Raw genomic sequence first — 24,857 nt, 5'->3', positions numbered from 1 at the left:
CAGGGGATGCGCGCCGCCGCCGTTCCCCTGCCAGTTTTTGCTCCCTCCGGTACAATCCCGCCTTATGTATATCGATTCCCATTGCCATATCAATTTCCCCGAGCTGGCCGCTCGCATGCCCGAGATCCTCGCCAAGATGGCGGAGAACAAGGTGACGCACGCGCTGTGCGTGTCCGTCGACTTGCCGGACTTCCCGCAGGTGCTGGCCCTGGCCGAGCAGTACCCGCATATTTTCGCGTCCGTTGGCGTGCATCCCGATTACGAGGACACGCCTGAACCGTCGGTGGAAGACCTGGTGCGCCTGGCCAACCACCCGAAGATCATCGCCATCGGCGAGACGGGCCTCGATTATTTCCGCCTGACGGGCGACCTCGAGTGGCAGCGCGAGCGTTTCCGCACTCACATCAAAGCTTCAAGAATCACCCGTAAACCCTTGATTATTCACACAAGAGCGGCCAGCGAAGACACGATACGCATCATGCGCGAAGAGGGTGCGGGCGTGGCCGACGGCGGCGTGGCCGGCGTCATGCATTGCTTTACGGAATCGCTCGAAGTGGCGCGCGCCGCCATCGATATGGGTTTCTATATCTCGTTTTCCGGCATCGTCACGTTCAAGAGCGCCAAGGATTTGCAGGCCGTGGCGCTGGAAGTGCCGCTCGAGCGCATCCTGATCGAGACGGATTCGCCGTACCTGGCGCCCGTGCCGTTCCGCGGCCGCATGAACGAACCGGGTTACGTGGCCCACGTGGCCGAGTACCTGTCGACCCTGAAAGGCATCCCCCTGGACCAGGTGGCGAAACAGACGACGGATAATTTCTTCAAGCTATTCAATCAGTTGCCATAACTTCTTAAGGTCCGACATGATGAGAAAACTCGCTGCGGCGATGCTGCTGTGCTGGGCGACGGCCGGCCAGGCGGCGCCGGAACCGGATGCCTTCTTCCGCGCCGTCTCCGTCAACAACGACAGCGGCGTGCGCGGCATGCTGGCTGACGGCATGAATCCGAACCAGCCTGACGCGCAGCGCGGCGACATACCGCTCGTGCTGGCCCTGCGCGACGATGCGGACAAGGTGTTCAAGCTGCTGCTCGACGCACCCGGCATCGACATCGAGGCCCGTTCGGCCAACGGCAACACGGCGCTGATGATGGCCGCCTACAAGCACAAGCTGGACGCGGTGAACGCCTTGCTGGCCAAGGGTGCCAAGGTCAACCAGAGCGGCTGGACGGCGCTCCATTATGCGGCCTCGGCGGGCGACTTGCCCATCATGAAGATATTGCTCGACCGCGACGCCGTCGTTGATGCGCGCGCGCCTGCCAATATCACGCCGCTGATGTTTGCCGCCCGCGAAGGACAGGAGGGCGCCGTCAAGCTGCTGTTGTCCTGGGGCGCGGACGCCACCCTGAAAAGCGACCATGGCTGGACGGCCGTGCAGTTCGCCCAGGCCGGCGACAAGCCGGGCGTGGTCGCCATCATCGAAGCGGCCCAGAAGGCGCGCGCTGCCCGTAAATAGTCGTTCTGATAATATTTTCCATGCCAGCGCTGAAACTGGCATGGAATTGCCTCTCACCTCAGCCCTTTGTTCTCCCTGGCGATTAACGATAATGATCGTGTCGCATTAATCAGGAGATTGTTCGCATGGGCCATCACACCACCGTCAGGCGCCGGCTGTATTGTCGCCGCCCCTCGCGCAGCCCGTGCGATATCACTGCTTTCTGGAATGACAAAACCGATCGGCCATCGGAGCCAGACTCCAAGAGGACAGACATGCTGAATGAACGAGAAATCGAGAGTTGTTACCTGGGGCAATTTATCCCCGTCCATTACCATCACAATATGTTGATGGACCAGAACCGCATGCACGGGTTCAAGTCGGCGATCGATTACGCGGTGAAACCCGGCATGAAGGTGCTGGAGCTGGGCGGCGGCACGGGCGTGCTGTCGTGGTTTGCGGCAGCGCGCGCCGACAAGGTCTGGTGCGTGGAGTTCAATCCGGACATGGTCAAGGAAGCGCGCAAGATGCTGGCGCTCAATCCCAACGGTGAAAAAGTCGAAGTCGTCCATGCGGACGCCTTCGAATACCTGCCGCCCGAGCCCGTCGACGTGGTCATCTGCGAAATGATCCATGTAGGCATGCTGCGCGAAAAGCAGGTGGAAGTGATCGAATCGTTCAAGCGCCGCTACCTGGCCCGCTTCGGCGGCCCGCTGCCCATCTTCCTGCCCGAGGCCGTCATCATGGCCGTGCAGCCGATGCAGCAGGAATACGATTTCGAGGGGTTTTATGCGCCCATCGTGCAATTCCAGGAAACCACGGCCATCCACCCGGGCGTGCTGGAACTGGCGCCGCCGTCCGTCTACAGCATCATCGACTTCAGCCAGCCGACGGACAGCGTGTTCGGCTTCGACGGCAAGTTCGTCGTCGAGCGCAGCGGCACCTTGAACGCCTTGCGTTTCGTCACCAAGAATATCCTGGCCGTCGTGCCCGAGCGCTCGACCACCATCGACTGGCTGAACCACTACATGTGCCTGCCGCTGGCCGCGCCGGTGGCCGTGAAGGCGGGCGACGTGCTGCAAGTGAGCTTCCAGTACCGCGCGGGCGGCTCGATCCCCTCGCTGGAAACGTCGATCCGCGCGCAGGTGATCTATGACGTGAATCTGCAGCCTGCCACGCAGAACGCCGTCTACGCCTGAGTATCTGAGTATCATTGATTTAAAGATAACGCCGCAGCGATTTCATCCTGCGGCGTTTGTCCATTCAGGGTATATTCCGTCTTTTACCACTGGACAGCTTTATTATCATGGAACAGATCGATCAGCGTTACCTCGTGCAACAGAACAAAATCAGCGACGGCGAGACCAAGCCGCCCGTGTTTGCCAAGGTAATGCGCAGCAAGGAAGGCGTGTTTGAAGGCGTGTCCTTCATCAAGTCGAAGGACAAGGCCTCCGTCCTGACCATCGAAGAGGCCAACCAGGCCATCAAATGGGCCGCCAGCAAGAAGCCGAACGCGCACGAGTACATCACGAAAGTGATTTGCGTCGGCCAGTAAGCCCCCGTTCATTCCCGTTTTTGTACCGTTCATCCCCGTAGCACGCAGTTCGTCGCATGGCCGTTGCCGCCGCGGCGGTGCTTGACTATAGTGCCGTCACGGTAGCGGGGCAAGCACGGCTTGCTCCGCACATTTCATTCGAGGGGGGAAGGCGATGCTGGGATTCGTGCTGTGGCTGCTGCTCTTGCTGGTGTGCTGGCCCCTGGCCTTGCTGGCTCTCGTGCTGTATCCGCTGGCCTGGCTGCTGTTGCTGCCATTTCGCCTGATCGGCATCGGCGTGGAAGGCGTGTTCGAATTGCTGCGCGCCATCGTCATGCTGCCGGCCCGCGTGCTGGGCGGTGGGCGGCACTGAACTGGATTTCCCATAAAAAATGGCGCCGTCGGCGCCATTTTTTATGCGTGTACTGCTTACAGGTCGACCATGAAACCGGCGCCGATCGATTTCTGCGAATAGTTGTAATCGATCAAGCTCTGGCCGTAGCCGGAGAACAGCTGCAGATAGCCTTTCAGGTTGGCCTTCAGCGGGAAAGCCCAGCTGGCCTGCATTGAGCCATGCTTCTTGCTGAAATTGCGGCGCGCCGTCACAGCGTATTCATGGCCCTTGTTGCGGTAGCTCACGCGCAAGTCGCCATGCCCCATGTAATCGGTGATGTCGATATTGTCGTTGTCCGTAGCGCTATTGTCGAGGCGGTGCCAGATGCGGCCCGTGACGGCCAGGTTGTCTTTTTCCACGCCCAGCTCGGCATACACGCGGTTCCAGCTGCGCGACAGGGTCGAGGTCTGGCCATTCGACTGGTGCACGAGGCCCAGGTTCAGGTAATTGAATTCCAGGCCCGCGAAATTCTTGTTGATCGGCAAGATCAGCATCAGTTCAGGCTGGTAATTGGTCTCGCGGAAGGGGCTCGAAGCCTTGCGGTTATACGCCTGCCAGAAACTTTGCTGCGTATAGCCGAACCACATGTCGATGGGCGTGCCGGCGATGTCTTCCAGCAGCTTCATCTTGAAACTCAGCTGGAACGTCAATTCCACGTGCTGGCTCTTGATGCCGGCCGGCGTGAAGTCCTGGAACGGTTCGTCGTTCGAGGCGTCGCTGTAATTGGCCAGCAACAGATACGTGTCGCGGTGCGGGCGGAAGTTGAACAGGCCCCGCTTCGAGGCGTCGTTCAGTTCCCATGATTGCTGGGTGCGCGAAATCGGTGCTTCCGGCGGCGCCGCGCCAGCCTGCGCGATGGCGGGGATGGCGGCGTTGACGGCGTCCGGTGTGGCCACGCCCGGCGGGCTGACGGGCGTGATGGGAGCGACCTCGGCAGCTGCCGCCAGGGTGATGGCAGCGGTGACGGGATCACCGCCGGCGGCGATGGTGGCTTTTTCCGCCGCCTTGGCCAGGGTATCGAAGCAGCCCAGGCGGGCACTGGCGTCACCGAGCACGGCGCAACGCTGCATTTGCTGTTCCAGTTCGCCGGCCATGGCCAGCGCCGGCGACGCCAGCAGGGAGGAGAGGATTATTTTTCTTAGTCGGATAGTCATAGGCTGAGTGGGGCATGTCATTCGGTGCGCACCTGGGCTGGCATGCCGGCGGCGTCGCCTTGCACGATAATTTACGGTGCGTATTGATTTTTATTAATCTTTGTTGAATTAAAGTTCAAAAATTAAAGTCCGGGAAGTATAGCCGAATCCGCAATTAGCCTCCGTGCGCCTGACGTGCGCGCGACGGCAAGTGTTGTACGCGTGGTAAACGGCCCGCTGCCGTGCCGCTCAAATCGATGTCTGCTACACTGGAAAACCGGTGCAAACACTGGCGCGCCGGGTTAGCCATGGAGATTGTGATGACCCGCAAAACACCTATCGAGCGCTACCGCAACATCGGCATCAGCGCCCATATCGACGCCGGCAAGACCACCACCACCGAGCGCATCCTGTTTTATACGGGGGTCAATCACAAGATCGGCGAAGTGCATAACGGCGCCGCCACCATGGACTGGATGGAGCAGGAGCAGGAACGGGGCATCACCATCACCTCGGCCGCCACCACCGCGTTCTGGAAAGGCATGGCCGGCAACTTCCCCGAACACCGCATCAACATCATCGACACGCCCGGCCACGTGGATTTCACGATCGAGGTGGAGCGCTCGATGCGCGTGCTCGACGGCGCCGTGATGGTCTACGACGCCGTCGGCGGCGTGCAGCCCCAGTCCGAGACCGTCTGGCGCCAGGCCAATAAATACCATGTGCCGCGCATCGCCTTCATCAACAAGATGGACCGGGTGGGCGCGGATTTCCTGCGCGTGCGCAAGCAGATCGCCGAGCGCCTGAAGGGCGTGGCCGTGCCCATCCAGCTGCCGATCGGCGCCGAAGAGCATTTCACGGGCGTCATCGACTTGCTGAAAATGCGCGCCATCACCTGGGACGACGCCAGCCAGGGAGTGCAGTTCAGCTATGGCGAGATTCCCGCCGAGCTGCTGGCGCAGGCGCGGGAGTGGCACGAGCACCTGGTCGAGCACGCTGCCGAGGCCACCACCGAGATGACGGAACGCTACCTGAACGGCGACACGTTCACCGAAGCGGAGCTCAAGCAGGCCTTGCGCGCGCGCACCATCCGCAACGAGATCGTGCCCATGCTGTGCGGCAGCGCTTTTAAAAACAAGGGTGTGCAGGCCATGCTCGACGCCGTCATCGAATACCTGCCGTCGCCGCTGGAAGTGCCGCCCATCATGGGCCACGATGAGCACGACAACGAGGTGGAGCGCCATCCGGCCGACGACGAGCATTTCTCGGCGCTGGCCTTCAAGATCATGACGGACCCGTTCGTGGGGCAACTGACGTTCTTCCGCGTGTATTCGGGCGTGGTGAACTCGGGCGACATGGTCTACAACCCCACCAAGAGCGCGCGGGAACGGCTGGGGCGCATCCTGCAGATGCATGCGAACGAACGCAAGGAAATCAAGGAAGTGTATGCGGGCGATATCGCCGCCGCCGTGGGCCTGAAAGCCGTCACCACGGGCGACACCCTGTGCGCCATCGACCACATCATCGTGCTGGAAAAGATGATCTTCCCGGAACCCGTGATTTCCCAGGCCGTCGAACCGAAGACCAAGCCGGACCAGGAAAAGATGGGCATCGCCCTGAACCGCCTGGCGCAGGAAGACCCGTCGTTCAGGGTGCATACGGACGAGGAATCGGGCCAGACCATCATGTCGGGCATGGGCGAACTGCACCTGGAAATTCTGGTCGACCGCATGCGGCGCGAATTCGGCGTGGAAGCCAATGTCGGCAAGCCGCAGGTGGCGTACCGCGAAACCATCACGCGCACGGTGGAAGATATCGAGGGCAAGTTCGTCAAGCAATCGGGCGGACGGGGCCAGTACGGCCACGTGGTGCTGAAACTCGAACCGCTGGAGCCGGGCACGGGCTACCAGTTCGTCGACGCCATCAAGGGCGGCGTGGTGCCGCGCGAATTCATCCCCGCCGTCGACAAGGGCATCATCGAAACGTTAAAGTCGGGCGTGCTGGCCGGCTATCCGGTGGTGGACGTCAAGGCCACGTTGACGTTCGGCTCCTACCACGACGTCGATTCGAATGAAAATGCGTTCCGCATGGCCGGCTCCATCGCCTTCAAGGACGGCATGCGCAAGGCGTCGCCCGTGCTGCTGGAACCGATGATGCAGGTGGAGGCGGAAACGCCGGAAGAATTCATGGGCAACGTCATGGGCGACTTGACGGCCCGGCGCGGCATGGTGCAGGGCGTCGACGACATCCCCGGCGGCGCGGGGCGCATCGTCAAGGCCCTCGTACCGCTGGCGGAAATGTTCGGCTATTCCACCACCCTGCGCTCGCTGACCCAGGGCCGCGCCACGTACACGATGGAATTCAAGCATTATGCGGCCGTGCCCAAGCATATCCTGGACCAGGTGGCATCTGCCGGCAAGGCCAGGTAGGTCGGATTAGCGGGGCAACGCCCCGCGTAATCCGACACCACCAACGGCCGTGCCAACAATGTTGTCGGGTTACGCGCGTTGCGCTAACCCGACCTACGCATGGATGTCGTTTGAGTTCAACGGACGGTTTAATGGGCAAGATTCTGCGCAATGATGGCATCGGCCATCTTCTCCGCCTCGTCCACGGGCTGGCTCAGCGCCTGGGTCGTGTAGACGGTGGACGCCACCATCGGCTGGTCCAGGGTTGCCCCTTCGCCATGGCGCGTGTCGACCGTCACCGTGGTCGACAGGCCGATGCGCAGCGGGTGGGCGGCCAGCTCTTTCGGGTCCAGCGTGATGCGCACGGGCACGCGCTGTACCACCTTGATCCAGTTGCCCGTGGCGTTTTGCGCTGGCAACAGCGAAAACGCGCTGCCCGTGCCGGCCGACATGCCCAGCACCTTGCCGTGGTAGACCACCTTGCTGCCGTACAAATCCGTTTCGATGGTGGCCGCCTGTCCCACGCGGATATTGCGCAATTCGGACTCCTTGAAGTTGGCGTCGACCCATAACTGGTCGAGCGGCACGATGGACATCAGGGGCGTGCCCGGCGTCACGTGCGTGCCCAGCTGCACGCTGCGCTTGGCCACATAGCCTGAAACGGGAGCGACCACGGCGTTGCGGCGCACGGCCAGCCACGCCTGCAGCACGTCGCCCTTGGCCGACAGCACGGCCGGATGGCTGGCCAGGTTGACGCCGGTCACGCCCGCTTTGGCGGACTCGGCCTGGCGCTGCGCCACCGTCAAGGCCGCTTTCGCGTCATCGACGGCCTGTTTCGCATGAACAAGATCTTCGCCCGAGATCGTGTGGTCCGCGGCCAGCGGCGCGCGGCGCGCCAGGTTGCCCTGCGCCGTGGCCAGGGCCAGGCGGCGCTGCTCGATGACGGCGTCGTACTGGGCCACGCTGGCATAGCGCTCGCGTTCCTGGCGCACGACGTTGCCCAGGCGCGCCTCGGCCTGGCTCAGGGCCAGGTCCGCATCGATGGCGTTCAGGGTGATCAGCGGGGCGCCCGCCGCCACCATTTGCGTTTCGTCGGCGCGGATGGCGTCGACATTGCCCGTCACTTGCGCGGACAGGGTGACGAGGTTGCCGCCCACGTAGGCGTTGTCCGTCACTTCTTCCCTGGACAGTACCAGTTGATAGTAGGCGGTCCAGGCAGCGCCGGCCACGAGAAAGGCGGCCGTGATGGCGATCAGGACGGCCTTGCGCTTGCCCGGCTGTTCGGTGGAGGTGGTTGTGGTTTCGCTGCTCATGATGTGTTCCGTAATCGATCGTTATTGTTTAGTCGTCGTGGCGGCAAAGTCGCTGCTGCCCCGGTAGCCGCCGCCCAAGGCCACGGTCAGGCTGATTTCCGCGTCCTGGCGCTGGTTTTGCAGCTGCATGCCCAGGTCCACCTGGCCGCGCACGGTCATTTCCGCATTCAACTGGGCGGCGCGGTCGGCCAGACCTTGCTTGAGCCGCGCATTCGCGTTGCGCAGCTGCGCTTCGCTGGCGCGCAGGTTGTCCTGCTGCAGTCGCAGCTGGTTTTCCACGCCTTGCACCCTGGCGCCCGCCTGCGCCACGTCGCGCACGACATTGAAGACGTTCTGGTTGTAGTCGGCGATCAGTTCGTTGCGTTCGCTGCGCGCGCCGGCAAGCTGGGCCTGCAGGCGGCCGCTGTCGAACAGGGGCAAGGACAGGGCGGGGCCGATGAACAGGGTGCGGCTGCCCGATTGCAGCAGCTTGCCCAGCTTGATCGCATCGAGGCCGAACGAGGCCCCCAGGTCGATATCGGGGTAGAACGATGCCTGCGCCGCCTCGATCTTGCTCATCGATGCTTGCACTCGCCAGCGGGCCGCCTGCAAGTCGGGCCGGCGCGCCAGCAATTCCATGCCCAGCTTGGCTGGCAGGGCATGCGGCAGCGCCTGGGCAACTTTTGGCTGCAGGCCGGCCAGCGCCGAGCTGTCGCCGCCGAGCAGGGCGCGCAAGGCTTCCCGTTCCGTGACGACCTGCGTCTCCAGCAGGGCGATCTGCTGCTGGAGCAAGCTCAAGCGTGTTTGCGCGGACAGATGGTCGTCGCTGACGCCGAGGCCGTTGGCGATGCGCTTTTCCTTGTCCAGCACCAGCAGCTGCTGCAGGGCCACCAGCGCATGCAGGTTGTCCATGCGGGCCCAGCCGTTTTGCATGCTGAAGTAGTGGCGGGCGATCTCGGCCGCCAGCATCTGTTCCGCCATCGCGTATTCGGCGCGCCGTGCATTGACTTCACCGAGGCTGGCGGCGATCTGCGCCTTGTGCTTGCCCCACCAGTCCAGGTCGTAATGGGCTTGCACGCCCACCGTGATTTCATTGTAATAATTGCCGCCGATGGGGGCGGGCATCAGGCCGTTGCCCGAATAGCGCTGCCGGTTGGCGTTCGCGTCCAAGTCCAGCCTGGGGCCGCGCTCCGCGTGTTGCGCGTCGAACGCGGACAGGGCCGAGCCGATGCGGGCATTCGCCACAGCCAGGTTCGGGCTGGCAGCCAGCGCCTGTTCGATCAATTGATTAAGCTGATCGTCCTGGAACTGGCGCCACCACTGGGCTGCGGGCCAGCCTTCGCTGGCCAGGTGGATGTCGGCCGCCAATTGCACGGTGGCCAGGTCTTGCTGCGGCAGCTGTTGCGTGTCGGGCGCCATGCTGGCGCAGCCAGCCAGGGTCAGCGATACGCTGAGCGCCACTACGTTCAGGGAGAGTTTCATCGGTGTGTGCATGAGGGTTATTCCATGGCCGCGTGGTCGACCACGACAGGCGCATTTTTCTTCGGTGGTTTGATCAGGAGCAAAAGCGGCAGCACGAGGATGGTCAGCCACATCATCAGCCAGAAGTCGTCGAGGTAGGCGATCATCGACGCCTGCCGCGTGATTTCGCCATTCAGCGCCGCGATGCCCGTGCTCGTGCCCAGGTCGAACACCTGTGCGATGCCGGGGTCATGCAGGGCCGGATTGGCGATAGTGATGTGTTCCGTCAGGGACGCATGGGCGATCTGCGTATTGCGTACCAACAATGTTTGCACGAGGGCGATGCCGATGCTGCTGCCGATGTTGCGCACCAGGCTGTAGATGGCCGTGCCTTCCGCCCGCATCTGCGGCGACAGGGTGGCGAACGTGGCCGCGCTCAGGGGCACGAAGACGAGGCCCAGGCCGATGCCCTGGATGATGCCGTTCCACACGACCGTCTTCGGCACCAGGTCCAGCGTGAAATTGGCCATTTGCCACAGTGAAAACGCGGTAATCGAAAAGCCCACGCCCAGCAGGATGCGCGTATCGATCTTGCCCGTCAGCCTGCCGACGATCAGCATGGCCAGCATCGTGCCCAGGCCGCTGGGGGCCGTCACCAGGCCGGCAATGGCCGCCGGGTAATTCATCAAGCCTTGCAGCATGGACGGCGTCAGCGCGCGGGTGGCGAACAGCACCATGCCGACGATGAAGATGAACAGCAAGCCGCTCACATAATTAGAATTCTTCAGCAGCCGGTAGTCGAGGAAGGACTTGCCGGCCGGGCGCAGGGCAGTGTGGGCGATGAAGTAACACAGGCTCATGGCCAGCACGATGGCTTCGATCCACGTTTCCGTCGAGGAAAACCAGTCGTTCTGCTCGCCCCGGTCCAGCAGCATCTGCAGCGCGCCGATGGACAGGCTGAGCGTCGCAAAGCCGAACATGTCAAAGTTCATGCGGCGGTTGGGCGGGTCCTTGCGGATGTAGCGCCAGATGCCGTAGAAGGCCATGGCGCCGATGGGGATGTTGATGAAGAAGACCCAGCGCCAGCTGTAGCTGTCCGTCAGCCAGCCGCCCAGTGTCGGTCCCAGGATGGGGCCGATCATTACGCCCATGCCCCAGATGGCCATGGCCGAGCCGTGTTTTTCGCGTGGATTGATGTCGAGCAAGACCGCCTGCGACAGCGGCACGAGAGCAGCGCCGAACACGCCTTGCAGCAAGCGGGCGGCGACGATCTCGGACAGGGTGCCGGACAGGCCGCACAGCACGGAGGCGAGCGTGAAACCGGCGACCGACACGAGAAAGGTGTTTTTCTGGCCGAAACGGTCGCACAGCCAGCCTGTCAGGGGCGTGGCGATGGCGGCGGCGACGATGAACGAGGTCAGCACCCAGGTGATCTGGTCTTGCGAGGCGGAAAGGCTGCCCTGCATGTGGGGCAGGGCGACGTTGGCGATGGTGCCGTCGAGCGCCTGGATGATGGTGGCGAGCATGATCGAAATCGTGATCATGCGCCGGTTCAAGGTAGGGTCCTGTGAAGCGGGCAGCGCCGGTGTGGCGCTGGCTGTGGCCGAACTCATGCGGATTTCTCCGTGGCCGCCTGCAAGGCTTCCAGCAGTTCGGTGGCGGCCTGCAGCTGACCGGGATCAATGCCCTGCAATAGCTCCTTGCGGAAACCATCCGCCTCCTTGCGCACCGTGTCGTACACCTGCAGGCCAGCTTCCGTCAGCACGACGAGTTTCACGCGGCGGTCCGTTTCCGACGGCTGGCGCTGCACGAAGCCCGATTTCACGAGCCGGTCCAGCATCGACACCATGGTGGGGTTTTCCACGCCCAACTGATGGGCCAGTTCGCTTTGCGAGGGCGGCTGCGGCGATTTGGCGATCATGGCGATGCACATCCAGCTCGCTTGCCCCAGGTCCAGGTCTTTCAGGCGCCGGTCGATCGCATGGCGCCAGCCGCGCGCCGTCTTGTGGAGCGCGGCGGAAAAGCGCTCTTCGATAGAAATCATAAGGTGAGTCGTCTAATGGTTAGGTGTCTAACTAATATTTTAGCATGCGGGTTTGACAGGCGTACAGGCCTTTCCGTTTGCCGGCGCCGCTGGTACATTAACAGTGAGCCCATCACCATCAGGAGACAGCATGACGACGGAAAAACAGAAGCAGGACGGACAGCACCGTGACAGCAGCGACTTTGTCATCACGCAAACCTTCGACGCGCCGCGCGAACTGGTGTTCCAGTCGTGGGTGGAGCCGGAGCGCCTGGCCCAATGGTGGGGCCCCGTCGGCTTCGAATTGAGCGTGCTGGCGCTGGACTTGCGCCCGGGCGGCGTCTTCCACTACGGCATGCGCGCCGACAATGGCTACGAGATGTGGGGCAAGTTCACCTACCAGGCGATCGAAGCGCCGGAAAAGATCGTCTCGATCCTGTCCTTCGCCGACAAGCAGGGCAATGCCGTGCAGCATCCGGTCAGCGCGACCTGGCCGCTGGAATCGTTCAATGTCATGACGCTTACCGAGGAAAACGGCAAGACGACGATGACCTTGCGGTCGACGCCGCACAAGGCCACCGATGAGCAGCATGAGACTTTCCTGGAAGGGCATGAGTCGATGACGCAGGGGTTCAAGGCTACTTTTGCCCAACTGGCACAGTACCTTGCGCGTGTTCAGTGAGCGTATTGTTTTGAACAGCGGGCCAGAGCCGCGGGCCTGAGAAAATGTCCAGGGCTGCGTTGCTTGGGCTCGCCGTACTCATCGTACTGTCTTCGCCCGCGCGCCTTGCCCTGGCCATTTTTCAGGCCCGCTGGGCCCGGGGAGCCTGGGTTGAGGGGGCGGGCCTATTCTTCTTGCTGTTGCCAGTTCGCGGTTGAGGAGCGTCAGCTTTCGCCCTATTGTGTTGAAAAACGCGGGTACGTTAACCTGTAGATAGAATTCCTGCCAGCCTGGACTGGCCAGAACCACCGCTATTGAACGATCTCCGACTGCTTGAAGATTTGAGACATCCCGAAATGGTTGCCGCTCGACATTTTCAACACAATAGCCCCATAGCGGACGGATGCCATTACATGCTGGCGATCCAGTCTTCAAATTCTTTCGCCAAATCTGGCGGATTGGCCAATCGCGTTTGTACAGCAATCTCATCATAGTATTCGAGTTCATGCACGACAATCGGGATCGGGCGTGAAAAGTCCTGTTCGATAACGCCGTTTTCATGAAGTGCCCGTGCGATCCGAACACATGCGTCTACAAAGTAGGCGTTGATGTCGCCCCCAATGCGCATACACCGATCAAAGTCGGCTTCCTCATCTTCATCTGTGTACCATAGCCCTCGTGCCTTCAGAAGCTCTTCCAGCAGTTGGCCGCCTTCCGTATCGGGCTCACCAATGTATTTCAATTCGTTCTGGAGCCAAAAGGCAAAGTTCCATTTCGCTTCTGCGGCATCGGACGCTGAGGGCGTGCATTCCGTCAAATGCGTCAATGTATTGTAGCCAAGTTGCAGAACCGGATAACGCGGATCGTCGTCGTTATCGTAAATGAAGAATGACAATGCATAAATATCCGGAATGGTCGACGTATCGATGTTCGCCAACGCGGCACTAATGTGGCAGTAAGAGAATTGTTCAAAATCATTCATAGGCTTCGTTTCCTCGTGTGGACATACGGATTCGATGTCACGGCGTCCGCTTCGGGCCGCCAGCGGCCCGTGAGCATAACGAATTAGCAAGCGAGAAAAGTCACGCATTGTCACATCAACTTGAATGTCTGCTTCCTTCTGGCCCCGGTTGCCGTCGTTGGCAGGTTTCGCCGCAAAACAGCCGTTCACGTGCCATGGTAGTTAGTTCAGAGACTAAAAATCACATCGTTTGTCTGTCAATTCTCGATGAATCGGACACTTTACTCGTCCGTCATCCCCAACAGACCAACCTAATTCACGTGCCTGTTTCGCCTTCTTGAACGCCCAACTCGCAATGGGATCTGTGGCCGGATCGCTGAGCGTCGGTTCAAATATGCTCAAACAGCCTTCCGTTTGGCACGAAATCAGGAGTTCCGTATAGGCAAGTTCTACGATGGAATCGTCAATAAAAGTCATGCTATGGGAATCCATTGGAAAAAGCCTGTTGCAAACGTCGGAATATCCTACAGTCGCGTGTTGAGAGGCCAGTAACTATGGGCCAAGTCGAACGACCGGTTTTGGCCGAACTCGTCCGTTACTCATCATATTCGTCGAGCAAAAGCAAGCGCTGCACTTCTTCATCGCTCGGCTGCCAGTCAGCACCACGCTCCTCGTAAATCTTTACTAGCCCCAGCAAAGTCAATGGGTCATCAGCGACAAAAATACAAGCGTCATCTTCCGCTTGATATTGTTGTTCAGCCGTCTTGTCTCGAGTTACCGCATAGCCAAGTTTGTGCAAGACTCCCAACGTGGGAGCAAGCGTGTTTCCAGCTGCTGCAACTCGAATTTTATGTTGCATTTCAATGATTCCATCATCAGTACAGATGCATTTCGTGCCAAGGGCCGTCCGCTCTTGGCCGCAATGAAGCCGTCGGTCCCGCAATTTCCGCTATTTGACTCCGACGGCACCCCAGCCATCGTAATACCCATTGCGAACTTCTGCCAGGGATTGCAGCGCGCGTGTAGTCGCCTGCATTGCTTGTAACTCTGGCACCATCTTGCGCTTGGCGTGAATTTCCCATTGCTTCGTGGTGGGCGGCTGACCAACGCCTACAATCTCGTATCCCAATGCACTGATTTTCTCTGCAGTGGCAACCGCGTCGTCCTTTCGTGCAAAGGCAAGAAAGAAATCGATGTCATGTACTTTGCTAACATCCGCGCCGTTCTGACGCAGAGTTTCTATGACCCGTGCATCCTGTTGTTCGGCAATTGATGTTTGAGCAATGACTGTCGATGCCACAAACCATGCAGTTACCAACGTCCCGCAGGTTAACAGGCGAAGTGGCTTCATAGAGATGTGATCTTTCTTGATCTAGTATAAAAATGTGGTGGGCACATTGGCTAACGACGGCTGAGTGTCCGCTCCTGGCTGCCAGCGACCCATGAGCATAACGAATTACCCAACGAAAAAAGTCACGCATTGTCACGTCGTTTAGCTGACGTCGCAGGCGCTAACCGTCCGTCATCAGTTGCCGATGAGTTGCACTTCCAGTACGTTAAACACCGTTATCCCTGAAACAGACGCAATGTCCCAAGGGGCTTGTGTATTGATGTGCACCAGCTTGCGCCCAGCCGTGTCCATCCATTCGTGTTCGACAACGCAAGCAATGTATCCCGGCTGCGGATAGCTGCTGTCCGCACGCAGATCGTTGCTACTGACCACTGGCACTTTCTCAATGAATTCATGCCTGCCGCCATCGGCATCGCTCAGTACGCACGCGACTACGCCCGGAAAGGCGTCGTCAACGTAGCGTTCGATCTGTACGGATATTTTTCTGGTATCTCTGTTTAGACTTGAAACTTCCATGTCGCCTCCGCTAACACAGGCTCTGCAAGGCAAAATGCGCTGAGACAAGCGTTTCCGGTGATGACTAGCCATTCGCGCCGCGTGCCTTCAAAACCCTGGAGCATGTTCTCTTCCGCCCTCCAGCCGCCTGCCAGCACTTCCAGGAGGTGGCTGCCGCATGGGAAGTCACTGGAATTCCAGTATCGCGCCAGGTCGAATTCCTCAAGCAAGCGAAATCCGTCCACGTCGGGGAAGGTGATTTTCAGGCCGCTGACGTCATTTTGCTTACGCGAACAGGCGATCAGCACGATGAGTGTGCCGTCGGCATAGTTGACGGATGCAATATCGGAGTTGGGCTGCACACCGTTTGATGGAAGATATGCGCGCGCCTCGAACGCCACTTTTGCCATATCGCCCGCTTCAGGCACTACTTTCACCTTTCCGCCCGCCATCCCCAGCATCTCCCGCACCACCGGCAAAATCATCCCCCAAGCATTCGACGTCGCCGCAATCTCGTCGTAATGACTGGCCCCAGGCAAGATCAGCACTTCCGCATGGTCGCCGGCCTTGAGCGCCCTGGCCGCGTAGTCGTGCGCCACGCGGGGCGGGGAGATGGTGTCGAGCTCTCCGGTCGCCAGGACGGTGCGGCTGCCGTTGGGGATCAGGTCGGCGGCGTTGGTGTCGCTGTAGATGTCGGGGCGCTCAGTGCTGGCGCTGCCTGCCAGTTGCGCGATGTCGCGCTCGCAGCTGGTCTTGATCAACTCCTTTTCATGGCGCAGGTCGGCCAGGCCGCCCAGGCTCAGGATATTTTTTACTGGCAAGTACTTGTCGCGGTACAGGGGGCTGGTTTTGGGCAGCTTTTCCCGTCCGCCGATCCATTGCACCAGCTGGCCGCCGGCCGAGTGACCCATGGCGACGATGCGGCTCGTGTCGATCTGGTACTGGGGCGCGTGCTGCTGCAGGCTATCCAGTGCCGCGTGCATGTCTTCGTAGGTGCCCGGATAGCCGCCGCCTTCCTCGTCGACGCGGCGGTACTCGACATTCCACACGGCGATGCCTTGCGCGACGAGGGCGCCGGCCACGTTGCGCATCTGTTTGATGCCGCCGAAGGCCACCGTCCAGCAGCCGCCATGGACGAGCACGACGACGGGGAACGGGCCGCTGCCTTCGGGCCGGAACAGCTGCGCGTATTGCGACGGCGCGGGGCCATACGCGATCTGCGCCGTGGGCGCGGGGCCGGTCAGGCCCAGGTAATCGTCGAGGCTCATGGGGGCGGCGACGGCGCCTTGGACGGAGGCGAGCAGGGCGGTGGCGATCAGGGAGGACGGCAAGGTGGTAGGCATGCTGGGATTCGCTTGAGAAGAGAGCAACACTTTAGCATAGGGCCGCGTGTGGGGAGAGATCAAGGGGCATGCTGTTTTCCTCCTGCAAGAGCGTTGCCCCATGGTATATTTCGGGCATCAGTTTTCCCCTTATCGACACGGTGCACGCAAACAACATTCTTTCCTTGCTGGACGCCGAACATAGTGCGCTGGGCAGCATCGCGGCAGGCGCCGACCTGGCCCAGGCATTGGAGCATTTGTTGCTGGCGCTGCAAGACCTGGCCGAGGGCGGCGCGCATGCCTGCCTGGTGCTCATCGACGAGGCCGACCGCTTTTGCGGCTTGTCCGCGCCCAGCCTGCCACAAGACCTGTGCCTGGCCCTGCGCCACGGCGGCGAACAGCCTTCTCCATTCGGCACGGCGGCCTTTTCCGGCGCGCCCGTATATTGCGGCGATATTACGCGCGACGTGAACTGGAGCGCCGGACGCAAGGAAGCCATGCTGCACGGCTACCGTGCCTGCTGGGTCGCCCCCGTCTTTGGCGCGAAGGGGCATATCCTGGGTGTGCTGGGCCTGTTTTTCCAGGCGACATGCCATCCCACGCAACCGGAAATCGAACTGCTGGCGCTGGCCGCGCGCGTGGCCGCGCATGTCATCGAGCGGGGCCAGCTGGAACAGGCGCTGCACGACAGCCGCGAACACTTTCATTACGCCATCGAGCTCAACACGCAAGTGCTGTGGACGGCCGACCTCGACGGCAAGCTCGACTATGTGGCGCAGCGCTGGCGCGACTGGACGGGCGGCAGCGGCCTGGGCACCAGCTGGCTGGACGCCATCCATCCCGAGGACGTACCCCGTACACTGGCGGCGTGGAGCGAAGCGGTGGGCAGCGGCCAGCCCCTGGACCAGGAAATGCGCGTGCGCCGGCAGGATGGCCAGTACCGCTGGGTGCATTCGCGCGCGTATTGCCGGCGAGACGAGCGCGGCCAAGCCGTGAAATGGTATGGCTCTTGCGACGATATCGACGAACACTGGCAGGCGCGCAACGCCTTGCTCGACAGCGAGGCGCAGTTCCGTTCGCTTGCCTCGACCATGCCCAACCAGGCCTGGCTGGCGCATGGCAGCGGCGCCACCTACTGGGTCAACGAACAGGTGTGCGAATACACAGGGCAATCGATGAAGTCGCTCGTATCGAGCGGCTTTCGCCACTGCGTGCATCCGGACGACGTGCAGATCACGCAGAAAAGCTGGGACCGGGCCGTCGCCACCGCCAGCGCCTATGAACAGGAGTTCCGCATGCGCCGCGCCAGCGACGGCGCCTACCGCTGGTTCCTGGCGCGCGCCTTGCCCCTGTTCGACGAGGCGGGCAAGGTGCTGCGCTGGGTGGGCACGAATACGGACGTGCAGGAACAGAAGAACGTGCTGGAAAAAATGGCCTACCTGAATTCCTCGCTGGAAGTGGAAATGGCCAACCGTACGGCAGACCGCGACCGCATGTGGCGGCTGTCCACCGACATCATGCTGGTGGCGGACCTGTCCGGCATGATCATTGCCGTCAACCCCGCATGGAGCAAGATCCTCGAGCGCCCGGAAATCGAATCGCTGGGCATGGACTTCATCAGCCTCGTGCATCCCGACGACCGCATGGCGGCCCTGCAGGATTTGTCGCGCCTGGCCCACGGCGCGCCCACCTTGCGCATGGAAAACCGCTACCGCCGGCGCGATGGCGGCTACCGCTGGATTTCCTGGACGGCCGTGCCGGCGCAAAAGCTGATCCACGCCATCGGCCGCGACGTCACCGATGAAAAAGAGGCGCGTCTGGCGCTGGTGCGCAGCGAGCAAGCCTTGTTGCAGGCGCAAAAGCTGGAATCGATCGGCAAGCTGACGGGCGGCGTGGCCCACGATTTCAATAACGTGCTGCAAATCATCTCCGGTAATTTGCAGTTGCTGAAGCTGACCGTGGCCGATAATCCGCAGGCGGCCAGGCGCCTCGATTCAGCCGCCTCGGCCGTCGAGCGGGGCGCCAAGCTGTCGTCGCAACTGCTGGCCTTTGCGCGGCGCCAGCCATTAAAACCGCTGGTGACGGACCTGGGCCGGCTGCTGCGCCGCATGCACGAGCTGATCCGCCGCGCCCTGGGTGAGGCGATTACCGAGGAAACCTTTATCAGCGAAGGCTTGTGGCATACCCTGGTCGACCCGAACCAGATGGAAAACGTGCTGCTGAACATGGCCATCAATGCGCGCGACGCGATGGACAAGGGCGGGCGCCTCACGTTTACCTTGAGTAACGTCACGCTCGACGCCGCCTATGCCAGCCTGCATGCCGATGTGCTGGAGGGGCAATACGTGCTGCTGACCATCACCGACACGGGCCACGGCATGGAGCGCGACGTGATCGACCAGATATTCGAACCGTTCTTCACGACGAAAAAGGAAGGCGAGGGCACGGGCCTGGGCCTGTCCATGGCGTACGGCTTCATCCGCCAAAGCGCGGGCCACATCAAGGTGCACAGCGCGCCCGGTGCGGGCACGACTTTTAAAATTTATCTGCCCCGTTCGCTGGAAAAGCTGGCCGAACCGCCGCCTGGCCTGACGGGCCCCGTGCTGGGCGGCGGCGAGACCATCCTCGTGGTGGAAGACGACGCGCCCGTGCAGCACACGGTGGTCGACATGCTGCGCGGCCTCGGCTACGACGTGCTGCATGCGGACGACGGCGCCTCGGCGCTGGCCCTGCTGGGCACGGGCGTGGCCATCGACCTGCTGTTTACGGACGTCGTCATGCCCGGTCCCGTCAGCAGCAAGGAGCTGGCGCAGCAGGCGAGATTGCTGCTGCCGGACCTGGCCGTGCTGTTTACCTCGGGCTATACGCATAACGCCATCATGCGCGGCGGGCGGCTGGACGCTGGCGTCGAGCTGTTGAGCAAACCCTACCGGCGCGAAGACCTGGCGCGGCGTATCCGCCATTTGCTGGCCGACCGCCGCCTGGTGGGCGCGCCCGACCCGTCCGGGCGGCGCATCCTGCTGGTGGAAGACAATGACGATGCGCGTGAAATGACCACCGAGATGCTCAATATGCTGGGGCATACCGTGCACGGCGTGGCCAGCGCGGAAGCGGCCATGCCGCTGTTGGCCATGCCGGGCCTGGACGTGCTGGTGACGGACATCAGCCTGCCTACCATGTCCGGCCTGGAACTGGCGCGCCATGCGCGCGCGCACTGGCCGCAGCTGGACGTCGTGTTTGCTTCAGGACACGACTGGGGCGCCAGCCTGATGCAGGACGCCAGCGCGCGCTTCCTGCGCAAGCCGTTTGGCCTGGAAGAGCTGGCCAGCGCACTGAAGGCACGCCGGCTCGACGTCTACTGACCTGGCGGCAGCAAGGCCCGCTGTAATTGCTTGACGGTAAATGGTTTCACCAGGAAGCGCGCCTGCGGGTCGAGCACGCCGGAATTGGCCGGCGCATGGCCGGTGGAAAACACCACTTCCAGCTGCGGATAGTCGCGCGCCGCCAGCTCGGCCAGCTGGACGCCCGACATCTGCGGCAGGCTGATATCGGTCAGCAGCAGATCCAGTCCCGGCGTGCCCAGCAGCGGCAGGGCTTCCTCGGCCGTGCCCACGGCCAGCACTGTGTGGCCGAGCATGGCCAGCAGTTCGCTCGTCATGGCGCGCGCGTCGGCATTGTCTTCCACCAACAGGATATGCCTTCCCTCCGGCAGCGCCGGCGCAGGCTGCGGCGCCAGCTGCGCACGGTACTGGTGCAGGGCCGTCACATGGCGGCCGTTGGCCAGCAGGTGGCGGATGCGCCGCGCCAGGTCTTCGCGCCGGTAAGGTTTGCTCAGCAGCTCCACGCCCGGTTCCAGCCGGCCGCCCTGCATGATGGCGTCCTGCGTGTAGCCCGAGGTAAACAACACGGCCAGCTGCGGCAGCAGCAAGCGGGCCTGGCGCGCCAGTTCCGTGCTGGCTACCTTGCCCGGCATTACCACGTCCGTAAACAGCAGGTCGATGGGCACGCCGCTGCCAACGATGGCCAGCGCGCTTTCGCCGTCGCTCGCGCGCAGCACGACGTAGCCGAGGCCGCGCAGCATGTCCACCACCGTCGTCTGCACCTGCACGTCGTCTTCCACGACGAGGATGGTTTCCTTGCCGCCCAGCACGGGACCGCCCAGTTGCAGCGGCAGTTCCGTTTCCGCTTCGAGCGAGCGCGGCAGGTAGATGCGGAAGGTGCTGCCGTGGCCTGGCAAACTGTCCACCGTCAGGTGGCCGCCGCTCTGGCGCAGGAAGCCGTACGCCATGGACAGGCCCAGTCCCGTGCCTTCGCCCTCGCTTTTGGTCGTGAAGAACGGTTCGAAAATCTTGTCCAGCAGCTCGGCGGGAATGCCCGTGCCCGTATCCGAGACGGCCAGCTGCACGTAGTCGCCGGGCGCCACGTCCGCATGGCGCGCCGCGTAGCCGCTGTCCAGCACGCTGTTGCTCAGTTCGATGGTCAGCTGGCCCTGGCCATTCATGGCGTCGCGCGCGTTGATGGCCAGGTTGAGGATGACGTTTTCCAGCTGGTGCGGGTCGACCAGGGCGCGCCAGCAGTCGTCGGCCAGCAGCAAACGCGTTTCGATGGTTTCGCCCGTGGCGCGCCGCAGCAGCTCTTCCGTCGAACGCAGCAGCTGCGCCAGGTCCGTCACCAGCGGTTTCAACGGTTGACGCCGCGCAAAGGCCAGCAGCTGGGCCGACAGCTTGGCGCCCCGTTCCACGGCGGACGAGGCGCTGGCAATGCGCTTGGCGGCCAGCGGGTCGCCGTCCAGGGTCATCTGCAGCAGCTGCAGATTGCCCGAAATAATTTGCAGGACGTTATTGAAATCATGGGCCACGCCGCCCGTCAGCTTGCCCAGCGCTTCGAGTTTTTGCGATTGCAGCAGCGCCATTTCGCTGTGGCGCAACGATTCCTGCATGCTGAGCAAGGTGCTTTGCGCTTCCTTTTCCAGGGTGACGTGGCGCCCGGTGGCAAACACCAGGTCGCCTTCGGTCGCCGCCACCCACGACAGCCAGCGGTGGCCGCCATCGCGGTGCCGGTAGCGGTTTTCAAAGCTGGGCATGGCTTCCCGCGACACTTGCGCCAGCGCCTGGCGCGTGGCGGCCGCATCTTCGGGCAGCACGAAGTCGAACAGGCTGCGGCCCAGCATTTCCTCGGGCAGCCAGCCCAGGATGGCGCTGGCGGCCGGGTTGACTGCGGTAAAGCAGCCGTCGGCATCGATGGCCACCATCAGGTCTTGCGCGCTGCGCCACAGCCGCTCGCGCTCGCTGTTGCGGGCGGCCAGGTCCGCTTCCAGCTTCTTTTCCACGGTGATGTCGCGCGCGCTGCAATACACCTTCTCGCCCTCGGGCACGGCCACCCACGACAGCCAGTGCCAGCCGCCCAGCTTGTGGCGGTAGCGGTTTTCGAAGCGTAGCGCCGGCTGGCCCTGGTTGGCCGCCTCCCAGGCCGCATGGGTGCGCGGCAAGTCTTCGGGATGGATCAGTTCAAAAAATTTCGTCGTGCGGATTTCCTCGACCGACCAGCCCAGGGTGGTTTGCCAGGCAGGGTTCGAGTGTTCGAAATAGCCGTCGAGGTTGAGCACGCCCAGCAAGTCGGGGCTGACGTTCCAGGTGCGGCCGAACTCGCGCGTGCGCTCGGCCACCTGTGTTTCCATGGTGGCGCTGAGGGCGCGCAGGCGCGATTCCGCCCGGGCCCGCAAAATGGTCGACCAGACCCGTTCCGACACTTGCACGGCCAGTTCGATTTCGTCCGCATGCCACAGCCGTGCCGCGCTGCTGTGCACGACGAACAGGGCCGCCAGCCGGCCCTCCTTGGCGATGGGAATGTTCAGGAAGGCACGGATGCCCAGGCGCGCAAACGTGGCCAGCGCGGCCGGCATGGCCGTGCGCGGGTCGCTCGCCACATCGCTGACGGCCAGCGCCTGGCCGGCGGCCAGGGCATCGGCCAGGCCTGCCGCGTAATCGCCGAGGAAATACTCGCCGGCGGCGCCGGGCGCCAGGCCTTCGCTCCACGCATGCTGCAGAGTAGGGCATTGCAAGCTCTGGTCGATATCGAAACAGGCCACCTGCTGGGCGCCCAGGCGCTGTCCCAGCAGCTGCGCCGACAGGGACAGGATCTCGCCCGTGTCCTGCAGCAACCGCAGCCGGCGTTCCAGCTGCAGCAAGAAGGCGACGCCGCTGGCGCCGGCCTGGCTGCGGGGGGCGGGTGTGACGGTCATGCCGGCCTCAGCTGCCGGCCAGCGGCAGGGTGACGCTGAACAGGGCGCCATTGCCGGGCTGGCTTTGCAGGGTGATGGCGCCGCCATGCGCATCGACCAGCTGCTTGGTGATGAACAGGCCCAGGCCCAGGCCACCCGTGCGGTCCTGGTGCATGACGCGCTCGAACGCGTCGAAGATGCGTTCCTGGTCGCGCGCATTGATGCCGATGCCATGGTCGCGCACTTCGATGACGGCGCTGTTCTGCGTGTGCGCCAGGCTGATTTCCACGGGCTGGCCCTGGCCGTAGCGCACGGCATTGCTGATCAGGTTGACAACGATTTGCTCGACGCGGAAGGCATCCCAGTAACCGTGGATGGGTTCGAAGGCCAGCACTTCCAGCACGCTGCCGGCCGCGGCGGCATGCGGCGACAGGTCGTCGGCCACCCGGCGTACCAGGCTGGTCAGATCGACCGATTCGCGGCGGATCGACAGCTTGCCGCTGGTAATGCGCGACACGTCGAGCATGTCGTCGATCAGGCGCACCATGCTGCGGATTTGCCGCCCGTCGCGCGCCACCATCTTGCCCAGCTTTTCAGGCTCGAAGGCGGCCAGATTGCCCCGCTCGAGGTTCACGGTGCGCATCTGCGTCTCGAGGAACAGCGTGTTCAGGGGCGTGCGCAGCTCGTGCGCCACCATGGACATGAATTCGTCGCGCAGGCGCAGCGAGCGCTGCAGCTCGGCCTGGGTGGCGCGCAATTCCTTCAATAACGCTTCCTGCTGCTGGCGGCTGTGCTCGAGCGCCTGCACCTGGCGCCGCGTCTCGCTGCGCTGCTGGTGCAGGGCAACAAAAACGTTGACCTTGCTTTGCACGGCATTGATGTCGAGCGGCTTGTGCAGGAAGTCGACGGCGCCGCTTTCATAGCCCTGGAAGGCGAAATTCATTTCCTTGCCGGCCGCCGTGACGAAGACGATGGGGATGTGGCGCGTCTTTTCCGTGCCGCGCATCAGTTGCGCCAGCTCAAAGCCATCCATTTCCGGCATTTGCACGTCGAGGATGGCCAGCGCGAAATCGTGTTCGAGCAGCAGGGCCAGCGCTTCTTCGCCCGACGAGGCCTGGTAGACGCTGCGGTCGCTCTCGCGGATCAGCGCATTGAGCGCGCGCAGGTTTTCCGGCAAGTCATCGACGATCAGCAGTTTGGTGCTTGTTTCATTCATCATGTTTCAATCCTGGCATGTGCCGCCCAGCGTAATGGGAAGCGGCGTGCGACGGCGCACGCTTGCGGTAGAGCTTTTCGGGACCCGGCAATGGCTCGAAGTCGGCGGCAAAGCGCGTGAAATGCGTGCTTTCCTTGCTGCCCAGACCCAGGAAACCCCGGTGGCACAGCGAGTCGTGGAACAGGCCCAGGGCCCGCTCCTGCAAGGTTTTGTTGAAGTAAATCAGTACGTTACGGCACAAAATCAATTGCGTTTCGATAAAAACGCTGTCCGTGGACAAGCTGTGGTCGGCAAAGTTGATACTGTCGAGCAGACGCTGCTGGAAACGCGCGGTGGCGTGCTCGACCGTGTAGTAGTCGGCCAGCCGGCCCAGGCCGCCCGCTGCCAGGTAGTTGGCGCCATACTCCTCGAGCCGGTGCAGCGGATACACGCCGCGCGCGGCCGTGGCCAGCGCTTGCGGATTGATGTCGGTGGCGTAGATCGTGCTGCGCTCAAGCAATCCTTCCTCGTGCAGCACGATGGCCAGCGACAGCGCCTCTTCGCCCGTGCAGCAGCCGGCCACCCAGATGGTCGGCGACGGGTAGGTTTTCAGCACGGGCACCACGTGTTCGCGCAGGGCGAGGAAAAACGCCGGGTCGCGGAACATTTGCGTGACGGGCACGGTCAAAATCTGCAGCAGCCTGCCAAAGCTGGCTGCGTCATCCAGCACCAGTTGCTGCAAGGCAGGCAAATCGGCGCAATGGAAGCGCTCGAGCGCCTGGTTCAGGCGACGGCGCTGCGAGGGTAGGGAATAGTCGCGAAAGTCGTAGCTGTAGCGCTGATAGATCGCTTCCATCAGCGCTTCCAGTTGTGCATCCGTGTAGCGCGGGGACATCAGCGGCTTTCCATCGCGTGGC

The 24,857-nt window shown here is 62.4% G+C and carries 21 protein-coding genes; 8 read left to right on the top strand and 13 right to left on the bottom strand.

Annotated elements, in window-relative coordinates:
- Positions 1-64 precede the first annotated feature (64 nt).
- From CSQ95_RS03915 to CSQ95_RS03895, 5 genes are all read left to right on the top strand, one after another.
- The gene (locus CSQ95_RS03915; RefSeq protein ID WP_099408550.1) at positions 65-844 is read left to right on the top strand and encodes a TatD family hydrolase; all 780 of its coding nucleotides are present in this window, start codon (positions 65-67) and stop codon (positions 842-844) included.
- A 16-nt stretch (positions 845-860) separates the two neighbouring features.
- Positions 861-1,511, top strand: coding sequence for an ankyrin repeat domain-containing protein (locus CSQ95_RS03910; protein WP_070218344.1), 651 nt, complete (start codon positions 861-863; stop codon positions 1,509-1,511).
- 254 nt (positions 1,512-1,765) lie between these two features.
- Positions 1,766-2,689 carry a methyltransferase domain-containing protein gene (locus CSQ95_RS03905; RefSeq protein WP_099408549.1) on the top strand — a complete coding sequence of 308 codons (924 nt, stop codon included), beginning with the start codon at positions 1,766-1,768 and terminating at the stop codon, positions 2,687-2,689.
- Positions 2,690-2,796: 107 nt separating this feature from the next.
- A complete protein-coding gene (locus tag CSQ95_RS03900) occupies positions 2,797-3,045 on the top strand; it encodes a hypothetical protein (protein WP_070311857.1) in 249 nt (82 codons plus the stop codon).
- Between the two features lie 154 nt (positions 3,046-3,199).
- Positions 3,200-3,397, top strand: coding sequence for a hypothetical protein (locus CSQ95_RS03895; RefSeq protein WP_070218341.1), 198 nt, complete (start codon positions 3,200-3,202; stop codon positions 3,395-3,397).
- A 56-nt stretch (positions 3,398-3,453) separates the two neighbouring features.
- On the opposite strand, the gene CSQ95_RS03890 is transcribed toward CSQ95_RS03895, so the two are convergent.
- Entirely contained in the window at positions 3,454-4,572 is a 1,119-nt protein-coding gene (locus CSQ95_RS03890) for a phospholipase A (protein ID WP_257217939.1), read from the bottom strand.
- 299 nt (positions 4,573-4,871) lie between these two features.
- Here CSQ95_RS03890 and fusA point away from each other — a divergent pair, with 299 nt between their 5' ends.
- Positions 4,872-6,980 (top strand): elongation factor G, encoded by a 2,109-nt coding sequence (gene fusA, locus CSQ95_RS03885; protein ID WP_099408593.1) that lies wholly within the window; start codon positions 4,872-4,874, stop codon positions 6,978-6,980.
- 128 nt (positions 6,981-7,108) lie between these two features.
- On the opposite strand, the gene CSQ95_RS03880 is transcribed toward fusA, so the two are convergent.
- From CSQ95_RS03880 to CSQ95_RS03865, 4 genes are read right to left on the bottom strand one after another with little or no spacing between them, the layout of a single operon-like run.
- Complete coding sequence (locus tag CSQ95_RS03880) at positions 7,109-8,272, bottom strand: HlyD family efflux transporter periplasmic adaptor subunit (RefSeq protein WP_099408547.1); 1,164 nt, start codon at positions 8,270-8,272, stop codon at positions 7,109-7,111.
- Positions 8,273-8,293: 21 nt separating this feature from the next.
- On the bottom strand, positions 8,294-9,745 hold the full coding sequence (locus tag CSQ95_RS03875) for an efflux transporter outer membrane subunit (protein WP_099408546.1): 1,452 nt from the start codon (positions 9,743-9,745) through the stop codon (positions 8,294-8,296).
- Positions 9,746-9,750: 5 nt separating this feature from the next.
- Positions 9,751-11,325 carry a DHA2 family efflux MFS transporter permease subunit gene (locus tag CSQ95_RS03870; RefSeq protein WP_099408545.1) on the bottom strand — a complete coding sequence of 525 codons (1,575 nt, stop codon included), beginning with the start codon at positions 11,323-11,325 and terminating at the stop codon, positions 9,751-9,753.
- Positions 11,322-11,756 carry a MarR family winged helix-turn-helix transcriptional regulator gene (locus CSQ95_RS03865; RefSeq protein WP_070218336.1) on the bottom strand — a complete coding sequence of 145 codons (435 nt, stop codon included), beginning with the start codon at positions 11,754-11,756 and terminating at the stop codon, positions 11,322-11,324. Before CSQ95_RS03865 ends, CSQ95_RS03870 begins: the two co-directional genes overlap by 4 nt.
- Positions 11,757-11,886: 130 nt before the next feature.
- Here CSQ95_RS03865 and CSQ95_RS03860 point away from each other — a divergent pair, with 130 nt between their 5' ends.
- Positions 11,887-12,417 carry an SRPBCC domain-containing protein gene (locus tag CSQ95_RS03860; protein WP_099408544.1) on the top strand — a complete coding sequence of 177 codons (531 nt, stop codon included), beginning with the start codon at positions 11,887-11,889 and terminating at the stop codon, positions 12,415-12,417.
- Between the two features lie 388 nt (positions 12,418-12,805).
- On the opposite strand, the gene CSQ95_RS03855 is transcribed toward CSQ95_RS03860, so the two are convergent.
- From CSQ95_RS03855 to CSQ95_RS03835, 5 genes are all read right to left on the bottom strand, one after another.
- Positions 12,806-13,567, bottom strand: a complete 762-nt coding sequence (locus tag CSQ95_RS03855) for a hypothetical protein (RefSeq protein ID WP_143449899.1) — start codon at positions 13,565-13,567, stop codon at positions 12,806-12,808.
- Between the two features lie 385 nt (positions 13,568-13,952).
- Complete coding sequence (locus CSQ95_RS03850; RefSeq protein ID WP_143449898.1) at positions 13,953-14,216, bottom strand: hypothetical protein; 264 nt, start codon at positions 14,214-14,216, stop codon at positions 13,953-13,955.
- A gap of 90 nt (positions 14,217-14,306) precedes the next feature.
- The gene (locus CSQ95_RS03845) at positions 14,307-14,708 is read right to left on the bottom strand and encodes a ribonuclease E inhibitor RraB (protein ID WP_099408541.1); all 402 of its coding nucleotides are present in this window, start codon (positions 14,706-14,708) and stop codon (positions 14,307-14,309) included.
- A gap of 174 nt (positions 14,709-14,882) precedes the next feature.
- Positions 14,883-15,224: a hypothetical protein gene (locus CSQ95_RS28995; protein WP_143449897.1), complete on the bottom strand. Its 342-nt coding sequence runs from the start codon at positions 15,222-15,224 to the stop codon at positions 14,883-14,885.
- Positions 15,206-16,546, bottom strand: a complete 1,341-nt coding sequence (locus CSQ95_RS03835) for an alpha/beta hydrolase (RefSeq protein WP_257217938.1) — start codon at positions 16,544-16,546, stop codon at positions 15,206-15,208. The genes CSQ95_RS28995 and CSQ95_RS03835 overlap by 19 nt, the downstream gene beginning before the upstream one ends.
- 68 nt (positions 16,547-16,614) lie before the next feature.
- Between CSQ95_RS03835 and CSQ95_RS03830 the strand changes: the two genes are divergently transcribed.
- Entirely contained in the window at positions 16,615-19,887 is a 3,273-nt protein-coding gene (locus CSQ95_RS03830; protein WP_257217937.1) for a PAS domain-containing protein, read from the top strand.
- Here the strand turns inward: CSQ95_RS03830 and CSQ95_RS03825 are convergent.
- The 3 genes from CSQ95_RS03825 to CSQ95_RS03815 are packed head-to-tail and all read right to left on the bottom strand — an operon-like array spanning position 19,881 to position 24,835.
- Positions 19,881-22,766 (bottom strand): PAS domain S-box protein, encoded by a 2,886-nt coding sequence (locus CSQ95_RS03825; RefSeq protein ID WP_180278944.1) that lies wholly within the window; start codon positions 22,764-22,766, stop codon positions 19,881-19,883. The two genes, CSQ95_RS03830 and CSQ95_RS03825, sit on opposite strands and share 7 nt — an antisense overlap.
- Positions 22,767-22,773: 7 nt before the next feature.
- Positions 22,774-23,964: a hybrid sensor histidine kinase/response regulator gene (locus CSQ95_RS03820; RefSeq protein WP_099408538.1), complete on the bottom strand. Its 1,191-nt coding sequence runs from the start codon at positions 23,962-23,964 to the stop codon at positions 22,774-22,776.
- Positions 23,954-24,835 carry a protein-glutamate O-methyltransferase CheR gene (locus CSQ95_RS03815; protein WP_099408537.1) on the bottom strand — a complete coding sequence of 294 codons (882 nt, stop codon included), beginning with the start codon at positions 24,833-24,835 and terminating at the stop codon, positions 23,954-23,956. The genes CSQ95_RS03820 and CSQ95_RS03815 overlap by 11 nt, the downstream gene beginning before the upstream one ends.
- Between the last annotated feature and the right edge of the window lie 22 nt (positions 24,836-24,857).

Source organism: Janthinobacterium sp. BJB304, assembly GCF_002735765.1.
GTDB lineage: Bacteria > Pseudomonadota > Gammaproteobacteria > Burkholderiales > Burkholderiaceae_D > Janthinobacterium.
The sequence above is the reverse complement of the archived record's forward strand: the minus strand, read 5'-3'. Positions and strand labels throughout refer to the sequence as shown.